Raw genomic sequence first — 16,771 nt, forward strand, 5'->3', positions numbered from 1 at the left:
CTGGCTCTGGCTCTGGCTCTTTAGTTTGTGATTCGTCGCTAGACTCGTCAACAAAAAAAGCATCAGATTCAAAGTTTTCATCACCTAACAGCGCAGTGAAGTAATCATCGATTGCTTGTTCACTCGATAAACTTGGTTGCGTCATTGTCGATTCGTTATTCGCGCTCATTTATCGCTAACCTCTCGAGATAAATAAGCAGCTGTTTATAAGCAAACACACCACGGCTACCCGATGCAAAATGAGATGCAGGCAAACGCTTTAGACTGGCATCTCTAAACTTGGTATCAATCGGCACAGCAGATGTCCAAACTTGGTTTGGGTAGTCATCTTTAAGCTGAGTCAATGTTTGCAATGACGCTTTGGTTCGCTTGTCGTACATCGTCGGGACAATCGTCACCTTAAACGGTGTTTTGCGAGACTTCTGCATAATGGTTAGAGTGCGAATCATGCGCTCCAAGCCCTTCATTGCCAAAAATTCAGTCTGTACCGGAATCAATATACGATCACTAGCAGCCAGCGCATTCACCATCATCACACCAAGAATAGGTGGGCAATCGATAAGCACGTAGTCATAGTCATTTTTCAAAGCGGCCAAAGCTCGCTTTAGGATCAAACCCATACCACTTCGATTTCCCATTACACGGTCTAATGTCGCCAATGACATGTGTGCGGGAATAATATCGATACCTTCAATTTCAGTCTGTATTGTCAACTCTCTCACAGCTTGCGTAGCAAACTCACGCAGCTGGAACAGGTCAAACAGGCTCGATTCCACCGTATCTGAGTCGTAACCCAGATAGGTGGTTAGTGATGCATGAGGGTCAGTATCAACCAACAACACACGATGGCCCTTTAAGGCAAGTAAGCCAGCTAGGGTCACTGTCGTTGTCGTTTTCCCAACGCCACCTTTTTGGTTTGCAACACTCCAAACAATCATGTCGATTTACCTAAGCTAACCCAACTTCAACCAAAATCCGTTCCGCAACGCGGTCTAGAGGTAGGTCTTCCGTAGAAATGCCAGCTTTCGCTACAGCTTGAGGCATACCATATACAACACAGCTATCTTCGTCTTGCGCCCAAATGGTCGAACCCGCTGTTTTTAACATGCGAGAACCTTCTCGACCATCAGCACCCATACCGGTCAATATCATAGACAATACTTTATCGCCGTAGATCTTAGCTGCAGAACCAAAAGTAACATCCACACAAGGCTTGTAGTTCATTCGGTCACCACCATCGATAATCTTCAGACGCGCCGAACCCGGGCGACCATCAATCATCATTTGCTTTCCGCCTGGAGCAAGATAAGCCACCCCAGGTTTCAAAAGGTCTCCGTCTTGAGCTTCACGAACTTCAATCTTACACAAGGTATTCAATCGGCTAGCAAAAGCAGCGGTGAACGTTGCTGGCATATGCTGCACTAACACAATCGGATGTGGGTAGCTGGCAGGGATGCGTGTCAAAATTTTCTGTAGTGCAACTGGCCCACCAGTAGAAGTACCAATTGCAGTTAACTGATACTTTTTGCCCGAAGCTCTGAATTTCGCGGTTGATGCAACCGCTGGTTTAGCAGCTGGGGTTGTTGCTGAAATAGGCTGGCGCAATGGCGCTGATGTTGAAGCTGTAGCTGTTGCCGTAGTTCTTGGCGCAACAGGTGCACGTCGCATAAACGCGCGCTTTGCAGCAATCTGAATCACGCGCTGTTGAAGCAAAGCAACAGCATCGTCGCGGTTACGAGCGATGTCTTCAAACTTTTTAGGTAAGAAATCTAGAGCACCAGCATCTAAAGCATCTAACGTTGCTCTCGCACCATCATGCGTTAACGATGAAAACATCAAAATAGGCGTTGGAGACGCAGCCATAATTTCGCGAACAGCTGTGATACCGTCCATGACAGGCATTTCGATGTCCATGGTAATCACGTCAGGTCTTAGCTGTTTCGCTTTCTCAACCGCTTCTTTACCGTTTACTGCTACATCGATGACTTCTAGGCGAGCCTCCGAGTTGATGATCTCGCTTACTCTACGACGAAAGAAGCTCGAATCATCAACGACTAATACTTTAATCGCCATATTTATCCTTAAGTTAAATTCTTGATGCAGCTGCGTACTGCTTCAACAAGTCCGGCACATCTAAAATCAATGCTATGTGACCGTCACTTGTAATTGTCGCACCTGCCATTCCTGGCGTGCCTTGAAGAAGCTTATCAAGTGGCTTAATAACCACTTCTTCTTGACCGATAAGCGCATCGACAACAAAACCAACACGTTGACTACCAAGTTGCACGATAACAACATGACCATGACCTTGACGTCCTTCAACAAGACCTTCTTTAGGTGTCAGCCAATTTTGTAGGTAGAACAGTGGAATAGACTTATCGCGAACGATAATAGTCAGCTGACCATCAACCACGTTTGTGCGGCTTAGATCTAAGTGGAAGATTTCATTTACAGAAGCCAGAGGCAATGCGAACGGGTGACCCGCAACACCGACCATCAAGGTTGGTAGGATCGCAAGTGTCAAAGGAACCTTAATGGTAATCTTGGTGCCTTGCCCCATCTCTGAATCGATATCAATTGAACCATTCAGTGTGTTGATCGCTGTTTTCACAACGTCCATACCTACACCACGGCCAGAGATATCTGAGATCTTTTCTTTACTTGAAAAGCCAGGAGCAAAGATTAGATTGAAACACTCTTTGTTTGTGAGGCGAGACGCAGCATCGTCATCCATCAGACCACGCTTAACCGCGATAGCACGAAGCTTATCAGGGTCCATACCACCACCGTCATCAACGATAGCAAGCTCAATGTGATCGCCCTCTTGAGAGGCAGACAGAATCACCTTACCGGTTTTAGATTTACCCGCAGCAACACGATCATCCGGCATTTCGATACCATGATCGACAGAGTTTCTCACTAAGTGAATCAGGGGATCAGCAAGTGCTTCTACTAAGTTTTTATCAAGATCCGTTTCTTCGCCACGCATTTCAAGAACGATGTCTTTCTGCAAGGTACGAGCAAGGTCACGGACAACGCGTGGGAAGCGACCAAATACTTTCTTGATCGGCTGCATACGCGTCTTCATTACTGCACCTTGTAGGTCAGCAGTAACAACGTCTAAGTTCGAGACAGCTTTCGACATTTCTTCGTCGTTGCTGTTTAAACCTAAGCTCACAAGGCGGTTACGAACCAACACTAGCTCACCCACCATGTTCATGATGGTATCCAGTGTTGATGTATCAACACGAACTGTGGCTTCAGCTTGCTGCTTCTTCGCTGGCGCTTTAACTTCGGCTTTTGCTGGTACGCTAGGCTTAGGCTCTGCTTTTACAGCAACAGGAGCAGGCTGTGGTTTAGGAGCGACTTTCGGCGCAACAGGCTCGGGCTTCGCTTGTACAGGCTTAGTCGCAGCATCCAACTCTTCAATTGAAGGGCCATTACCTGAACCGTGTAACTGATCAAGTAAACTCTCAAACTCAGCATCAGTCATTAGGTCATCGCCTTCAGACTTTACTGGTGCTTTGGCTACAGGAGCGACTGGAGCAGGTGGTGGCGTTGAGCTTGCAGCTGTCGGGCTTTGACCTGCACCATGCAGTTCATCTAACAACTTTTCAAATTCGTCGTCAGTAATGTCACCACTCGCAGCAACTGGCTGAGGTGCCACGGGTACTGGCGCTGGTGTGTCTACAGATGATGTCGTTGGTGAACCACCCTTACCGTGAAGTTCATCCAGTAAACGCTCAAATTCATCTTCAGAAATATCATCCACGGAAGATGCACTGATGTTTGTACTTTCAGCAGTAGGTTCCGGAGCGATAACAGGTTCAGGAGCTGCAACGATAGGCTCAGGGATAACCGGTGCTGGTGCTTCTACTGGTGCCACTTCATCTTCAGACTCTGGCTTGCAGAGGCGATGAAGTTCATCCAGTAAAGATTGGTCTGCTGGTACTAAAGCTTCCTCATCTTGCACGGCTTTAAACTGTACATTGACGGTATCTAAAGCCTGTAGCATGGTATCCATCAGTCCTGATGTTACGCTGCGTTGGCCATTTCTTAGAATGTCGAACACATTCTCAGCACCATGACAAGTATCCACCAGCTCGGTCAATGCTAGGAAACCAGCACCACCTTTTACTGTATGGAAACCACGGAAAATAGCGTTTAGTAGTTCTTTGTCGTCAGGGTTATTCTCTAGCTCTACCAGTTGTTCTGATAGGAGTTCAAGGATCTCTCCTGCTTCGACTAAAAAGTCCTGAAGAATATCTTCGTCTAAATCGTAGCTCATACGTTACCTTTAAAATCCAAGACTGGATAACAAATCGTCGACTTCATCTTGAGACCCAACAGCATCTTCACGAGCTTCTGGGTTCATGATCGGCCCCTCAGGAGCAATAGATGCTTTCTTCTCTGTCTCTGGTGTTGGTTCTATTTGATTCGCTCCGAATACGGTGAGAATCTCTACCAGACGTCCTTCAACCTCATTCACCAAGGTAATAACTTTGCTAATAATCTGCCCAGTTAAATCTTGGAAATCCTGAGCCATCAAGATTTCAGTCAGTTGTCCACGTAGTTCAGTACTATCGCCTTCTACTTGGACAAGTAATCCATCAATGCGGTGGCATAAAGCTTTGAATGTTACCAGCTCAATGCGGCCATGCATCAGTTCATTCCATTGAGGCCTTACTTGAAGTAAACACTCGTGTAAATTAGTTGCAATTGGCATACAACGATCGACAGCGTCCATCGTCTTGTTCGCCGCAACTTCCGTTTTATCAATGACATACTGAAGGCGATCCCTGGCATCAGGGATTTCATCCTTTGCGATAACGTTAATACGCTCGTCAAAGTTAAATTGTGTCAAAGAATCATGGAGGTCACGAGTCAGACTGCCTATTTCTTGAAGCATTGGGTTATCTTGAAGATTAAAATTATCTTCATAAATGCTTCTAACAAGAGAATCAGCACCTTGCTGCTCATCGTTTTCAAGCAGCTCTACTAATTTTTTTGCTTGTTCTAATGAAATCATCCTGAGTCCGGCCTTACTCCGCATAGTTTGTGACGCTTCAGCCTTAGAGATAAACGGGAAACAAAAAAGTTAATGTCTCTCTATGAAGCGCCTAAAACAGGTTATTATGAGTGCTTATAAACGCTCAAAAATTTTGTCGAGTTTTTCTTTTAGAGTTGCGGCTGTGAACGGCTTCACAATGTAACCATTAACACCCGCTTGCGCTGCTTCAATGATCTGCTCACGCTTAGCTTCTGCTGTGATCATAAGCACTGGAAGGTGCTTAAGTTCAGCGTCTGCACGGACGTGTTTTAGAAGATCAATACCTTGCATACCCGGCATGTTCCAGTCAGTTACCACGAAATCAAATTCGCCTTTTTTCAGCATAGGTAACGCGGTCAAGCCATCGTCTGCTTCTTGAGTGTTGTTGAAACCTAAATCACGAAGTAGGTTTTTAACAATTCGGCGCATCGTTGAAAAGTCATCAACAATGAGAATTTTCATGTTTTTGTTCAAATTAGCCTCCACTGAATAAAATCAGTGTTGTTAGTCGTTCTGTGTCCAAGCACTTAATTTAGTGCGTAAACGCTGCATAGATTGGCTTAGTATTTGGCTGACACGAGATTCGCTGACACCTAATACTTCCCCAATCTCTTTTAAATTGAGTTCTTCGTCGTAATAAAGCGAAAGCACGAGGCCCTCCCTTTCCGGAAGCTGTTTTATCGAGTCGATCAAAGCTTGACGGAATGATTCATCAGCAACCCCTTGAAAAGGCGTATTATCTTGAGAATCTTCATTCGGAGATATTACATCATCAGAGACACCTAAGTCTTCTATCCCAACCAATTTTGAGCAATTAATATCAGTTAACGCACTGTGATACTGGTCTAAACTCAGCCCCATGTGCTTTGCCACTTCAGCATCACTGGGATCGCGATTGAGAGTGCCCTCTAATTCTGCGATTGCACTACTGATTTCTCGATTATTTTTATGAACCGATCTCGGCACCCAATCCCCGCGGCGAATGTCATCTAACATTGCCCCACGAATTCGAATACCTGCGTACGTCTCAAAGCTTGCGCCTTTGGTACCATCATAGTTCTGTTGTGCTTCAATCAAGCCAATCATGCCAGCTTGAATCAAGTCATCAACTAATACATTAGGCGGTAATCGCCCCAACAAATGATGAGCGATACGCTTAACCAACACAGAGTACTTCTCAAAAAAAGCCTGTTGGCTATTGTGATTAGCATGTTGATCGTAAGTAAGCGCTTTATTCACCAAATGTTTCCTCTATAAATTCAGTACGGTTCACCAACCTTTCAACAAAAAACTCCAAGTGTCCGCTTGGTGTTTTTGGTATTGGCCAGGTCAATGCCTTATTAGCCAAAGAGCTGATTGCCAATGCAGCTGGAGAGCGAGGAAACGCATCTACTACGATTTTCTGTCTCTTAACTGATTGACGTACTTTATCATCTAAAGGAATACATGCTACGAGTTCGAGGCTCACATTCAAGAAGCGCTCTGTGACCAAAGTCAACTTTGCAAATAATTCTCGGCCTTCGCGGTAGCTTCTGACCATATTTGCAACAATTTTGAATCGCTGAACTTGGTGCTCTCGACTCAGCAGTTTAATCAATGCATATGCATCAGTAATCGACGTTGGTTCATCACAAACCACCACAACCACATCCTGCGCTGCTCTTGAAAAGCTGATGACCATATCGGATATGCCCGCAGCAGTATCAACCAACAAGATATCCATCTCGTCTTCAAGCGAACCAAAAGCACGAATCAACCCGGCGTGTTGAGCGTGTGAAAGTTCAGTCATGCTTTGTGTGCCCGATGTCGCTGGAATTATTCTAATTCCATGCGGTCCTTCGACAATCGCATCCTTAAGCTCACACTCCCCAGCCAACACATGCCCAAGATTTCGTTTAGAACGAATGCCAAGCATGATGTCTACGTTAGCTAATCCCAAATCGGCATCCAGCACCATGACTTTCTTGCCTTGGCGAGCCATGCAAATAGCCATACCTAACGTTACATTCGATTTCCCCACGCCACCCTTACCACCCGTTACAGCAATAACTTTCGTGAGTGAAGGCTGGGTTAAGCGACGGAGGCCGCTAGCTTGATCGTGTATCATATTCTCATTCATATTTATCCGCCGCCTAGAGCCCTTCAGAATCGCTATTCCAGTAATGAGGTTCATTCTCTGTAGATTTTTCTAATAACTCATTGGCCTTAGCAATCATGTACTTTGGCTGAGCGATAACGATATCTTCAGGAACTCGTTGACCATTTGCTATATAAGCAACTGGTAATGCATTTTGTATTACCACACTGATGAACTCACCCAAACTAAGCGATTCATCCAGCTTCGTCAGGATGCATCCCGACAGCGGGATTCTTCTAAAGTGTTCAATGGTTTCTTGTAGTACTTTGCGTTGCGCGGTTGCGGGTAACACAAGGTAACTATTGATAACGGAACCACTCTCTTGCATCAATGTGTCTAACTGCTCAGATAGGCGAACATCTCGTTGTCCCATACCTGCAGTATCAACCAGAATCAGGCGACGATTACGTAACTGATATATTACATCGGCCAATTCACTAGAATCTTTAGCAACTCTTACAGGACAACCCATAATTCGACCATAAATCGATAACTGCTCATGTGCACCTATGCGATATGTGTCCGTAGTCACTAGAGCAACATTATCCGCACCATATTCCATGGCAGCACGTGCAGCTAGCTTAGCAACAGTCGTTGTTTTACCTACGCCAGTCGGGCCTAGTAAAGCCACAATACCGCCGCGTTTTAAAATATCTTTTTGTGTTACAGAGATTTGGTCAGCAACCAGTGCTAACAAAGCCTTCCATGCGCGTGCTGGTTTGGTATCTTCAGGAATATAGCAAGCCATTTGATCGGCTAATTCTGCAGATACACCCATACGCTCAAGACGCTTAATAAGCATGGCTCTGAGCGGTTCACGACGCTCAACCTCTTGCCACATTAAACCTGATACTTGATGCTCTAACAAACGACGAATTGAAGTCATCTCATCTCGCATCGTTTCCATTTCAGTATCTGAACCTTTGGACTGAGTATTCTCTCGACCACGATCATAACGGGTAGGATCTAAGCGAGGAGCTGGACGCTCTACTCTGCGATCTTCGGCGATCAATTTAGATAAACCCGTTTCACGAGCAAAAGCCGAGTCGAGGCTGCCGCTAGAATGTTGGCTACTCTGAGGTTGATGACCCTTACTTGACTGGCGATTGAGCAATGCTGATAGCGAGTCTTCGTTTTCAGCGCGATGTTGTTGCTCATCTTCTGCGCCATGACTGTATTGCTTTAGCATATTCGCAAAGCGCTTAGTCATTGAGCGTCCACCTTCTGCATTCGGCTGGATGCTAACCTTGTCATCATCTAATTGACGACGCCCAGCTGGTACTTTTGACTCAGTTATTTGGGTGTACTGGCTTTGCGTAGGCTGCTTAGGTTTATTGAGTCTAGGGCTCGCTGTCGATGGGCTAGATTCGCCATCAATAGCGGCAACAATTTCCACGCCACCTGCGACCTTTTTGTTAGACATGATCACCGCTTCTGAGCCAAGTTCTTCTTTAACTTGGAGCAGAGCTGTTCGCATATCTTTTGCAAAAAATCGTTTAATTTTCAATTCGATCGTCCGTTCTAATTAGGCGGCTTAATTACCAACAGCTTGTACTATGCGTATCTGCTTTTCGTCTGGTATTTCTTGGTAAGATAATACTCTCAAGCTTGGGATCGTGTTTTTCACAAACTTAGCTAGAGTCGAGCGTAAAACACCAGAGGTCAATAATACCGCTGGCTCACCTTTCAGTTCTTGCTCTTGTGTCGCGTTACTGAGTGAGGTTTGTAAACGTTCGGCTAAACCAGGTTCAATACCAGCAGATTCTCCGCCAGATGCCTGCATGGTTTGATGCAAGATTTGTTCCAACTCAGGAATCAAGGTTATAACTGGCAATTCTGGCTCTATACCATTGATTTCCTGAACAATTAGTCGTTTTAGTGAGATACGAACGGCTGCAGTTAATATGTCAGGTTCTTGACTCTTTGAAGAGTACTCTGACAACGTTTGGACAATGGTTCGAATATCACGAATTGGAATCGCTTCATTCAGTAGGTTTTGTAGAACTTTCACAACCACACCAAGCTGTAATTGATCCGGTACAAAACCTTCCACCAGCTTAGGTGTTGATCGGCTAAGCATCTCAAGTAAGTTTTGAACTTCTTCGTGGCCAATCAACTGTGAAGCGTTATTCGTTAACTGCTGGCTAAGGTGTGTGGCAAGTACCGTTGAAGAGTCTACAACCGTATAACCTAAGGCTTGTGCGTGTTCACGCTGCTCTTCACGAATCCAGACTGCTTCAAGGCCAAAGGCCGGGTCAATCGTCGGCTCTCCATCTATCATCCCATAGACTTGGCCAGGGTTAATCGCGAGCTCCATGTCCGGCTTGATCTCAGCCTCACCCACCGCGACCCCCATCAGGGTAATTCGATAGCTGTTTGGTGTCAGTTCCAGATTATCGCGAATGTGTACTGCTGGAATCAAGAAACCAAAGTCTTGAGACAGTTTTTTCCGTACACCTTTCACGCGCTCAAGCAATTCACCACCTTGGTCTCTATCGACCAAAGGAATCAAGCGGTACCCCACTTCGAGACCAATAATATCTACGGGTTGAACATCATCCCAAGACAGTTCTTTTTGCGATGCGGGCTTATCACCATTGGCATTAGCGGTTGCAGGTAGATTTTTTTCTTCTACTTTTTTCTTGTTCTTTTTATCGATAAAATACGCACCGGCCCCTGCTACAGCGGCAAGGCTTAAGAAAGAAAAGTGCGGCATACCAGGAACAATACCCATGATGCCGAGGATAGCGGCGGTGATCATTAGGGCTTTAGGATTATCGAACATTTGGAAGACAAGTTGTTCGCCCATGTCTTCATCAGCGTTTTGACGCGTTACCATCATCGCCGCAGCAATAGAAAGTAACAACGATGGAATTTGCGCAACCAGACCATCACCGATAGTCAGTAGCGTATAGATTTCGATAGCTTCACCAAAACCAAGGTCGAACTGAGCCATACCGATACTCAAGCCGCCAATAATGTTGATGAATAAGATCAAAATACCGGCTATTGCATCGCCTTTAACGAACTTAGATGCACCGTCCATCGAGCCGTAAAAGTCAGCCTCTTTGGTCACTTCAAAACGTCGAGTACGAGCCTGATCTTGGTCGATCAAACCCGCATTCAAGTCGGCATCGATTGCCATCTGTTTACCCGGTAGGGCATCTAGGGTGAAACGCGCACTTACTTCCGAAATACGACCCGCACCTTTGGTTACAACCATGAAGTTGATGATCATCAAAATCAAGAACACCACTAGACCTACCGCGTAGTTGCCGCCGATAACCACGTTACCGAAGGCTTCGATAACGTTACCAGCTGCGTCACCACCTTCGTGACCATGAAGCAATACCACACGTGTCGAAGCAACGTTCAAAGCTAATCGAAGTAGAGTCGCAATCAGAAGTACGGTCGGGAATGCAGCGAAGTCCAAAGGCCTACGGGTATAAACCGAAACCAGTAACACAACCATGGACAGTGCAATGTTGAAAGTGAAGAACATGTCCAACAAGAAGGCTGGTATCGGCAACACCACCATAGCGAGCGTCGCAAGTACCATAACGGGCGCGCCAATTGCAGGCATCGCACGATTAGGGATTTTAGGCAGCTTGTCCGCAAAAGGCAGGGAGAATTTCATAAGTCTAGACAGTTTCGCTATGTTGTAGCCATCTCACTAAGCTATTTGAGGCTCAGGTCTAAGCTATGTGGCTATGATTTATAGTGCATAGGTTCAAATGCACAGGTTTAATAATACTAAGATTTATACTGATCGGGTTTATAACACTCGGATTTATAATGACTGGGCTTATAATGCTCAGATTTACAATGCTAAAGTTATTAATGATCGGCTTATAATAGTCGAGGTTGATATAGCAAACACTGTACCAACACTTTTCGTCAAATTATTGCCATCGCCTCTTTAAAAAAGAGGATTAGCTAGCCCGCTATTATCAGGGTTCATCAAGCAGAGCTCAAGCAATTGATCTAATGTCGTAAATCCGGTGGGATCGGCATATTAGAATCTTGGAGTTTTGGCCTCTCCCCACCTCGTTTTCGATACTGTTTCAGCTGAAATACGTATGCAAGCACTTGAGCAACTGCTGTAAACAGACCGTCAGGAATTTGTTGTTCTAACTCGGTAGTGTGATAAAGCGCCCTAGCCAATGGCGGTGCTGGAACAATATAGATGTCATTTTCACGGGCAATTTCACGGATTTTCATTGCCATATGATCAACACCTTTAGCAACCACAACAGGTGCTTTATCTTGATTCTGCTTATAACGTAGTGCCACCGAGAAATGCTCTGGGTTGGTCACAATCACATCCGCTTGAGGTACGTCAGCCATCATACGGCGCTGGGCAGCTTCTCTTTGCAACATACGAATGCGGCCCTTAACTTCAGGCTTACCTTCAGTATCTTTGTGTTCATCTTTAATTTCTTGTTTGGTCATCTTCAGCTGATCGGCGTGTTGCCAGATCTGGAACGGGATATCAATCGCCACCACGATAAGCAAAGAGCAGCTGATCAGCAGAATAAAATTAAGTAAGATATCCAAAGCGTGGAAGATATTCTGTGGGTATACCTCCATGCTCAGTTGCATTAAATCGTGTTGAGAAGCTTGGATAAGATAAATGGCCATTCCCGAAACAAGTGCTACTTTCAAGATGGATTTCAACAGTTCAACCCAACTCTGCAGGCCAAACATACGCTTGATACCACTAAGTGGGTTGAGCTTAGAGGCCTTTGGCATCGCCGCCTGCATAGAGAAACTAATCCCTCCGACACCTGCAGCACCAATCACTGCTGCAACAAATAAGGTTACCAGGATTAAGAACAGCGGGAACAATAGATTCACTAATGCGCCGCCCGCAATTTCAAGGAGTTTTGTGGCATCAAAAACCTCTTCCCGACTCAGAGAGAACAGACGTTGCATGGTCTCGAACATAGCTTTCGCCATCGATTCACCAAACCACATTAAAGCAATCGCACCAACAATAAGTACCGACGCCGACGCTAACTCTTTTGACCTTGCAACCTGCCCTTTCTCTTTGGCCTGTTGCAAGCGTTTGGGCGTGGCGTCTTCCGTGCGTTCTTGACCGTCTGACTCTGCCATTTTAGTCTCCTAGCACTCTAACCTGATTAGACGACATATCTGTTGTTCGGTTTGTATCCAGAATAACTCATAGTGACTAAACAAGCCGCCAAGGATATACCAACAAAGCAATAGGCCAACGAGTAGTGCAAATGAAAAACCCAAAGAAAAGATATTTAGTTGAGGCGCCGCACGCGTCATCACACCAAACGAAAGGTTAATCGTCAGCAGCGCAATAATACCAGACAATGACATCGCTAATGCTGTTTTGAACATGATACCAAGCCACAGTGCAAGCTCTCTATAATCGACAGAAGTCAAACTTCCACTGCCAACGGGTAAAGTCTTAAAACTGAACACCACCAGCTGCAGCATTTTCAAGTGACCGTCTGTCTCCAAAAAAAACATGGTCGCTAGCAACATAAACAACTGGCCCAGTACTGGCGTGTTTTGCCCGTTAGCTGGATCCACCATAGAGGCGAAACCCAAGCTCGATTGCATACCCAAGATCTGACCGAGCATTACGAAAGTTTGAATCATGAATTGAGTGACGAACCCCATGGCAACACCAATCACGATTTGCTCAAATACCGTCAAGAACCCTTGGAAAGACAGCAGTTCAATCTCTTTCGGAACAGCAGGAATCATAGGCATCACCGCAAAGGTGATCGCTAAACCTAAATACAGACGAATACGCGGCGACACAAAGCGTGCACCAGTTACTGTCATCACCATTAGCATGGCTGAGATGCGAGTGTAGGGCCAAAAATAATTAGCTAACCACTCTAGTACAAGGCTCGTTGGGTATTCCATATCGGTTTAGTAAAGAACTTGTGGCAAGCGTTCGATGAGTTCAAAAAAGAACTCCATCATCATCTGAGTCATCCAGTGCGCAAACAGCATCAAGGCCAATAACGTCACGATCAAACGCGGTAGGAAACTTAAAGTTTGTTCATTGATCGAGGTAGCCGCTTGGAAAACAGCCACAACCAAACCAATCAGCAGGCTAGGAATAATTATGGCGCAAACCATAATTAGTACCATCCAAAGGGCATCTTGGAACAAATCTACGAATATTTCAGGATTCATGCTTCCCCCAGCTACAAGGCAAAACTGCCGGCGAGTGTGGAGAGTATCAAATTCCAACCATCAACAAGGACGAACAACATCAACTTAAACGGCAACGATACAATCATTGGTGACAACATCATCATACCCATGGCCATCAAAACTGATGCCACCACTAAGTCGATAATTAGGAACGGCAAGAACAACATAAAGCCTATCTGGAAAGCTGTTTTCAATTCAGACGTGATAAACGCAGGAATCAGAACCGCCATTGAAACATCTTCTGGGTTGGTTACTTGCGCACCGGATATCTCAACGAAAGTTTCAAGATCTTTGATTCGAGTCTGTTTAAGCATAAAAGACTTAATCGGCCCTTGGGCAACATCAAACGCCTGTCGCGCTGATATCTGTTCATTCAAATAAGGCTGAACTGCTTGTTCATTTACCTGACTGATTACTGGCGACATGATGAAGAAGGTCAGAAATATCGCAATGCCAATGATCACTTGGTTTGAAGGTGTTTGTTGAAGACCCATTGCCTGACGCAAAATAGACATCACAACCACAATACGAGTGAACGATGTCATCAAAATAACCATCGCCGGCAAGAAGCCAAGCATGGTCATTAACGCAAGAATTTGCAGGTTAATCGAGTAGTCTTCACCGCCATTGGCATTGGTGGTCATGGTAAAGGCAGGTATGCCGCCACCATTACCGGTTAAGCTACCAGTGGTCATAGTCTTCGATTTGGCTTGATCTTGCTGCATCGTACTGATGGTGACCGACTCAGATCCAGCGGTATTCGCAGGAATGACAGTGCCATCTTCAACCTGTGCAAATACTGACACGCTAAATACGAGAGAGCAGAATATAATGAGCTGAACCAACCACACTTTCACCGTACGGAAAAATCCGGCATGGCAAAAGTAAAATGGATTCAAAAATCCGTTACTTGTTTGCATCTTTTTTTATTAGCTGGGAAAGCTGACTTGAAAATGTACTTTTTTCCAGCATCTCCTGAGTAAGAGGTTTATCGAGCTTAGAGAGCAGCTGAATCGATTGTGTGGTAATGCCTACCAAGAACTGTTCATCACCCGCTTGTACAATAGCGATACGTTCTTTTGTGCCTACCGGAATTTGCCTAATAATAGCCAAACCTTGTTGATTCGACATCGCAGGCACTTGCATTCGCTTCAGTAGCCAAGCAATAAATAAAATGAAGGCTATAACGAAAATTAGCGACCCAAAGGTGGTCGCTAAATCGAGAGAAGGAGGCGTTGCCGCAAAGGCAATAGAAGGAGTAGCAAGTAGCCCTACTCCCAAGACTCTGCGAGAAAAACCTGTCATTCCGAGAGAAGAGCCCGCCAGTCTCTGAGACAAGAAGCTCATTAACGCAACTTCTTAATTCGTTCTGTTTGACTAATAACGTCTGTCAAACGAATACCAAATTTGTCATTCACCACAACCACTTCTCCATGAGCAATCAGAGTGCCGTTAACCATCACGTCAAGTGACTCACCAGCAATTCTATCTAGCTCAACAACCGAACCTTGGTTCAATTGAAGTAAGTTACGGATACTAATTTGAGAGCGGCCGACTTCCATTGAGATAGTCACTGGGATGTCCATAATGGTATCCAGCTTACGACGCTCATCTTCTGAAATTGGAGACGATGAATCGGTTAGCTCATCAAGTGGTGCAGCGAGAACATCATCAACATCGATTGACGGTGCTGAAGGGTCTTCACCAAGTGCTGCAGCCCATTCGTCTGCTAGCTTTTGATCTTCACTAGGTTCCATTACCAATTCCTATACTTTTATCTACTTTGCTATTCTTCATCTTCGCTATTTTCCAACTCAGACATTAAGTCTTTGCCAAGAAAGGCGAGATCGGTTTTGACCACATGAGGTCTTTCAATTTTTTCAGAAATCTGTACCGCGAGCTTCTCTCCAGAACGACCCATTTTCACACGATAGGTCGGCAGTTCTTCAACAAACATGGTTGCATGCTCAGGCATATTCATCGGGATAACATCCCCAGGACGAAGTTCCATCAAATCACGCAAAGAGATATCTTGCTCGAGCAAATTGACACGGAAGTTGACTGGCACATCCATGATTTCATCACGCAATGCTGAACTCCAACGAACGTCGGTTTCCATTTTATCTGATTGGACACCAGCATCCAGCAGTTCACGAATCGGCTCAACCATTGAGTAAGGCATAACCACATGGAAATCACCGCCGCCGCCATCGACTTCAATGTGAAATGAACTCACAACAATCACTTCGGTTGGACTCACAATGTTAGCCATACTTGGGTTTACTTCAGAGTCCAAGTATTCAAACTCAACGCCCATCACGGGAGACCAAGCTTCTTTGTAGTCTTCAAAAACAATTTTCAGTAGTAACTGAATAATTCGTCTTTCTGTTGGTGTAAATTCGCGACCTTCAATCTTGGCGTGAAAACGACCATCACCACCAAAAAAGTTCTCTACGAGAATGAAAACTAGCCGAGCTTCCATCGTGATTAGCGCAGTACCTTTTAACGGGCGGAAGCGAACCATGTTTAAACTTGTGGGTACATAGAGTGTGTTCTGGTACTCACCAAATTTCATCATCTGTACGCCGTTGATCGACACTTCAGCCGTCTTACGCAACATATTAAATAAGCTAATACGCATATGACGTGCGAAACGCTCGTTAATAAGTTCAAGGGTCGGCATTCGACCACGAACGATTCGATCTTGTGATGAGAAATCAAAATTGACCGTATTGTCACTTTCGGTTTCTAAGACATCTTCAACGTCTTCAACATCATCAACGCCATGTAATAGCGCATCAATTTCGTCTTGGCTTAATAAATCGGTCACATATTACCTATTGAATTACAAAGTCAGTGAATAACACTTTTTCGATTACCGGCTGGCCAACAGCTTGAGTTAAGCTTGCTTTAATATCTTCAGTCGCCTTGTTCCGCAGTTCAACTCTTCCGGCTGGAGATCGTAATTGATCGACCGTCGCAGAAGCGAATGTGGCAAGTAGTGCGCTTTCAACGAGTGGAGAGTGGTATCGAGCGAGAACTTCATTCTTCATACCACGCACCATCAGCTGTACTTTTATTTGAACTAAGCGGTCTTTTTTATCGCCCGTAACGTTAAATAAGAAAGCTTGAGGCACATTAACATAGACCACTGGATCTGCCCCCATGAGTTGAACCTCAGCTGACGACCCAGCATCCTCAGCCTTATCATCGGAACCCATTAAGAAAAATGCGGCACCTCCAGCTCCAAGTAACAGCACCACAACCGCGATAACGATAATAAGAAGCTTACTCTTTCCTTTCGGTGTTTCTTGTTCTTCTGCCATATTCAGCTCTAACTTCCTATTCTTTCAATTAACTAACGGTTCTTTCTATTAACT

The 16,771-nt window shown here is 45.1% G+C and carries 17 protein-coding genes and 1 pseudogene; all 18 read right to left on the reverse strand.

The annotated features are described in order from the left end of the window. A pseudogene (locus AB4407_RS19040) lies at window positions 1-169 on the reverse strand (chemotaxis protein CheW); the annotation flags it as partial. Then, on the reverse strand, window positions 156-938 hold the full coding sequence (locus AB4407_RS19045; RefSeq protein ID WP_372121641.1) for a ParA family protein: 783 nt from the start codon (window positions 936-938) through the stop codon (window positions 156-158). The pseudogene AB4407_RS19040 and the gene AB4407_RS19045, both read right to left, overlap by 14 nt. A gap of 10 nt (window positions 939-948) precedes the next feature. After that, window positions 949-2,073, reverse strand: a complete 1,125-nt coding sequence (locus AB4407_RS19050; protein WP_086048967.1) for a chemotaxis response regulator protein-glutamate methylesterase — start codon at window positions 2,071-2,073, stop codon at window positions 949-951. A gap of 13 nt (window positions 2,074-2,086) precedes the next feature. Further along, window positions 2,087-4,288 (reverse strand): chemotaxis protein CheW, encoded by a 2,202-nt coding sequence (locus tag AB4407_RS19055; protein ID WP_372121642.1) that lies wholly within the window; start codon window positions 4,286-4,288, stop codon window positions 2,087-2,089. A 9-nt stretch (window positions 4,289-4,297) separates the two neighbouring features. Then, window positions 4,298-5,029: a protein phosphatase CheZ gene (locus tag AB4407_RS19060; RefSeq protein ID WP_372121643.1), complete on the reverse strand. Its 732-nt coding sequence runs from the start codon at window positions 5,027-5,029 to the stop codon at window positions 4,298-4,300. Between the two features lie 114 nt (window positions 5,030-5,143). Next, window positions 5,144-5,512, reverse strand: a complete 369-nt coding sequence (cheY, locus tag AB4407_RS19065) for a chemotaxis response regulator CheY (protein ID WP_012603445.1) — start codon at window positions 5,510-5,512, stop codon at window positions 5,144-5,146. A 42-nt stretch (window positions 5,513-5,554) separates the two neighbouring features. After that, window positions 5,555-6,289, reverse strand: a complete 735-nt coding sequence (locus tag AB4407_RS19070; protein WP_009848537.1) for an RNA polymerase sigma factor FliA — start codon at window positions 6,287-6,289, stop codon at window positions 5,555-5,557. Further along, a complete protein-coding gene (locus AB4407_RS19075) occupies window positions 6,282-7,169 on the reverse strand; it encodes a MinD/ParA family protein (RefSeq protein ID WP_372121644.1) in 888 nt (295 codons plus the stop codon). Before AB4407_RS19075 ends, AB4407_RS19070 begins: the two co-directional genes overlap by 8 nt. Window positions 7,170-7,182: 13 nt before the next feature. Then, entirely contained in the window at window positions 7,183-8,694 is a 1,512-nt protein-coding gene (gene flhF / locus AB4407_RS19080) for a flagellar biosynthesis protein FlhF (RefSeq protein WP_372121645.1), read from the reverse strand. Between the two features lie 27 nt (window positions 8,695-8,721). Then, a complete protein-coding gene (gene flhA / locus AB4407_RS19085; protein ID WP_372121646.1) occupies window positions 8,722-10,824 on the reverse strand; it encodes a flagellar biosynthesis protein FlhA in 2,103 nt (700 codons plus the stop codon). Window positions 10,825-11,171: 347 nt separating this feature from the next. Further along, window positions 11,172-12,302, reverse strand: coding sequence for a flagellar biosynthesis protein FlhB (gene flhB, locus AB4407_RS19090; RefSeq protein WP_372121647.1), 1,131 nt, complete (start codon window positions 12,300-12,302; stop codon window positions 11,172-11,174). Window positions 12,303-12,311: 9 nt separating this feature from the next. Further along, on the reverse strand, window positions 12,312-13,094 hold the full coding sequence (gene fliR, locus AB4407_RS19095) for a flagellar biosynthetic protein FliR (protein WP_372121648.1): 783 nt from the start codon (window positions 13,092-13,094) through the stop codon (window positions 12,312-12,314). Between the two features lie 6 nt (window positions 13,095-13,100). Beyond that, the gene (gene fliQ, locus AB4407_RS19100) at window positions 13,101-13,370 is read right to left on the reverse strand and encodes a flagellar biosynthesis protein FliQ (protein WP_372121649.1); all 270 of its coding nucleotides are present in this window, start codon (window positions 13,368-13,370) and stop codon (window positions 13,101-13,103) included. 11 nt (window positions 13,371-13,381) lie between these two features. Beyond that, window positions 13,382-14,311 (reverse strand): flagellar type III secretion system pore protein FliP, encoded by a 930-nt coding sequence (fliP, locus tag AB4407_RS19105; RefSeq protein WP_009848544.1) that lies wholly within the window; start codon window positions 14,309-14,311, stop codon window positions 13,382-13,384. Then, entirely contained in the window at window positions 14,298-14,738 is a 441-nt protein-coding gene (gene fliO, locus AB4407_RS19110; RefSeq protein WP_372121650.1) for a flagellar biosynthetic protein FliO, read from the reverse strand. The genes fliP and fliO overlap by 14 nt, the downstream gene beginning before the upstream one ends. Then, on the reverse strand, window positions 14,738-15,148 hold the full coding sequence (gene fliN, locus AB4407_RS19115; protein ID WP_004739851.1) for a flagellar motor switch protein FliN: 411 nt from the start codon (window positions 15,146-15,148) through the stop codon (window positions 14,738-14,740). The genes fliO and fliN overlap by 1 nt, the downstream gene beginning before the upstream one ends. Before the next feature lie 29 nt (window positions 15,149-15,177). Further along, window positions 15,178-16,221: a flagellar motor switch protein FliM gene (gene fliM / locus AB4407_RS19120; RefSeq protein ID WP_009848546.1), complete on the reverse strand. Its 1,044-nt coding sequence runs from the start codon at window positions 16,219-16,221 to the stop codon at window positions 15,178-15,180. 7 nt (window positions 16,222-16,228) lie between these two features. Beyond that, window positions 16,229-16,717, reverse strand: coding sequence for a flagellar basal body-associated protein FliL (fliL, locus tag AB4407_RS19125; RefSeq protein WP_372121651.1), 489 nt, complete (start codon window positions 16,715-16,717; stop codon window positions 16,229-16,231). Window positions 16,718-16,771 lie beyond the last annotated feature (54 nt).

This window comes from Vibrio sp. 10N.261.46.E11 (assembly GCF_041472735.1).
Lineage (GTDB): Bacteria > Pseudomonadota > Gammaproteobacteria > Enterobacterales > Vibrionaceae > Vibrio.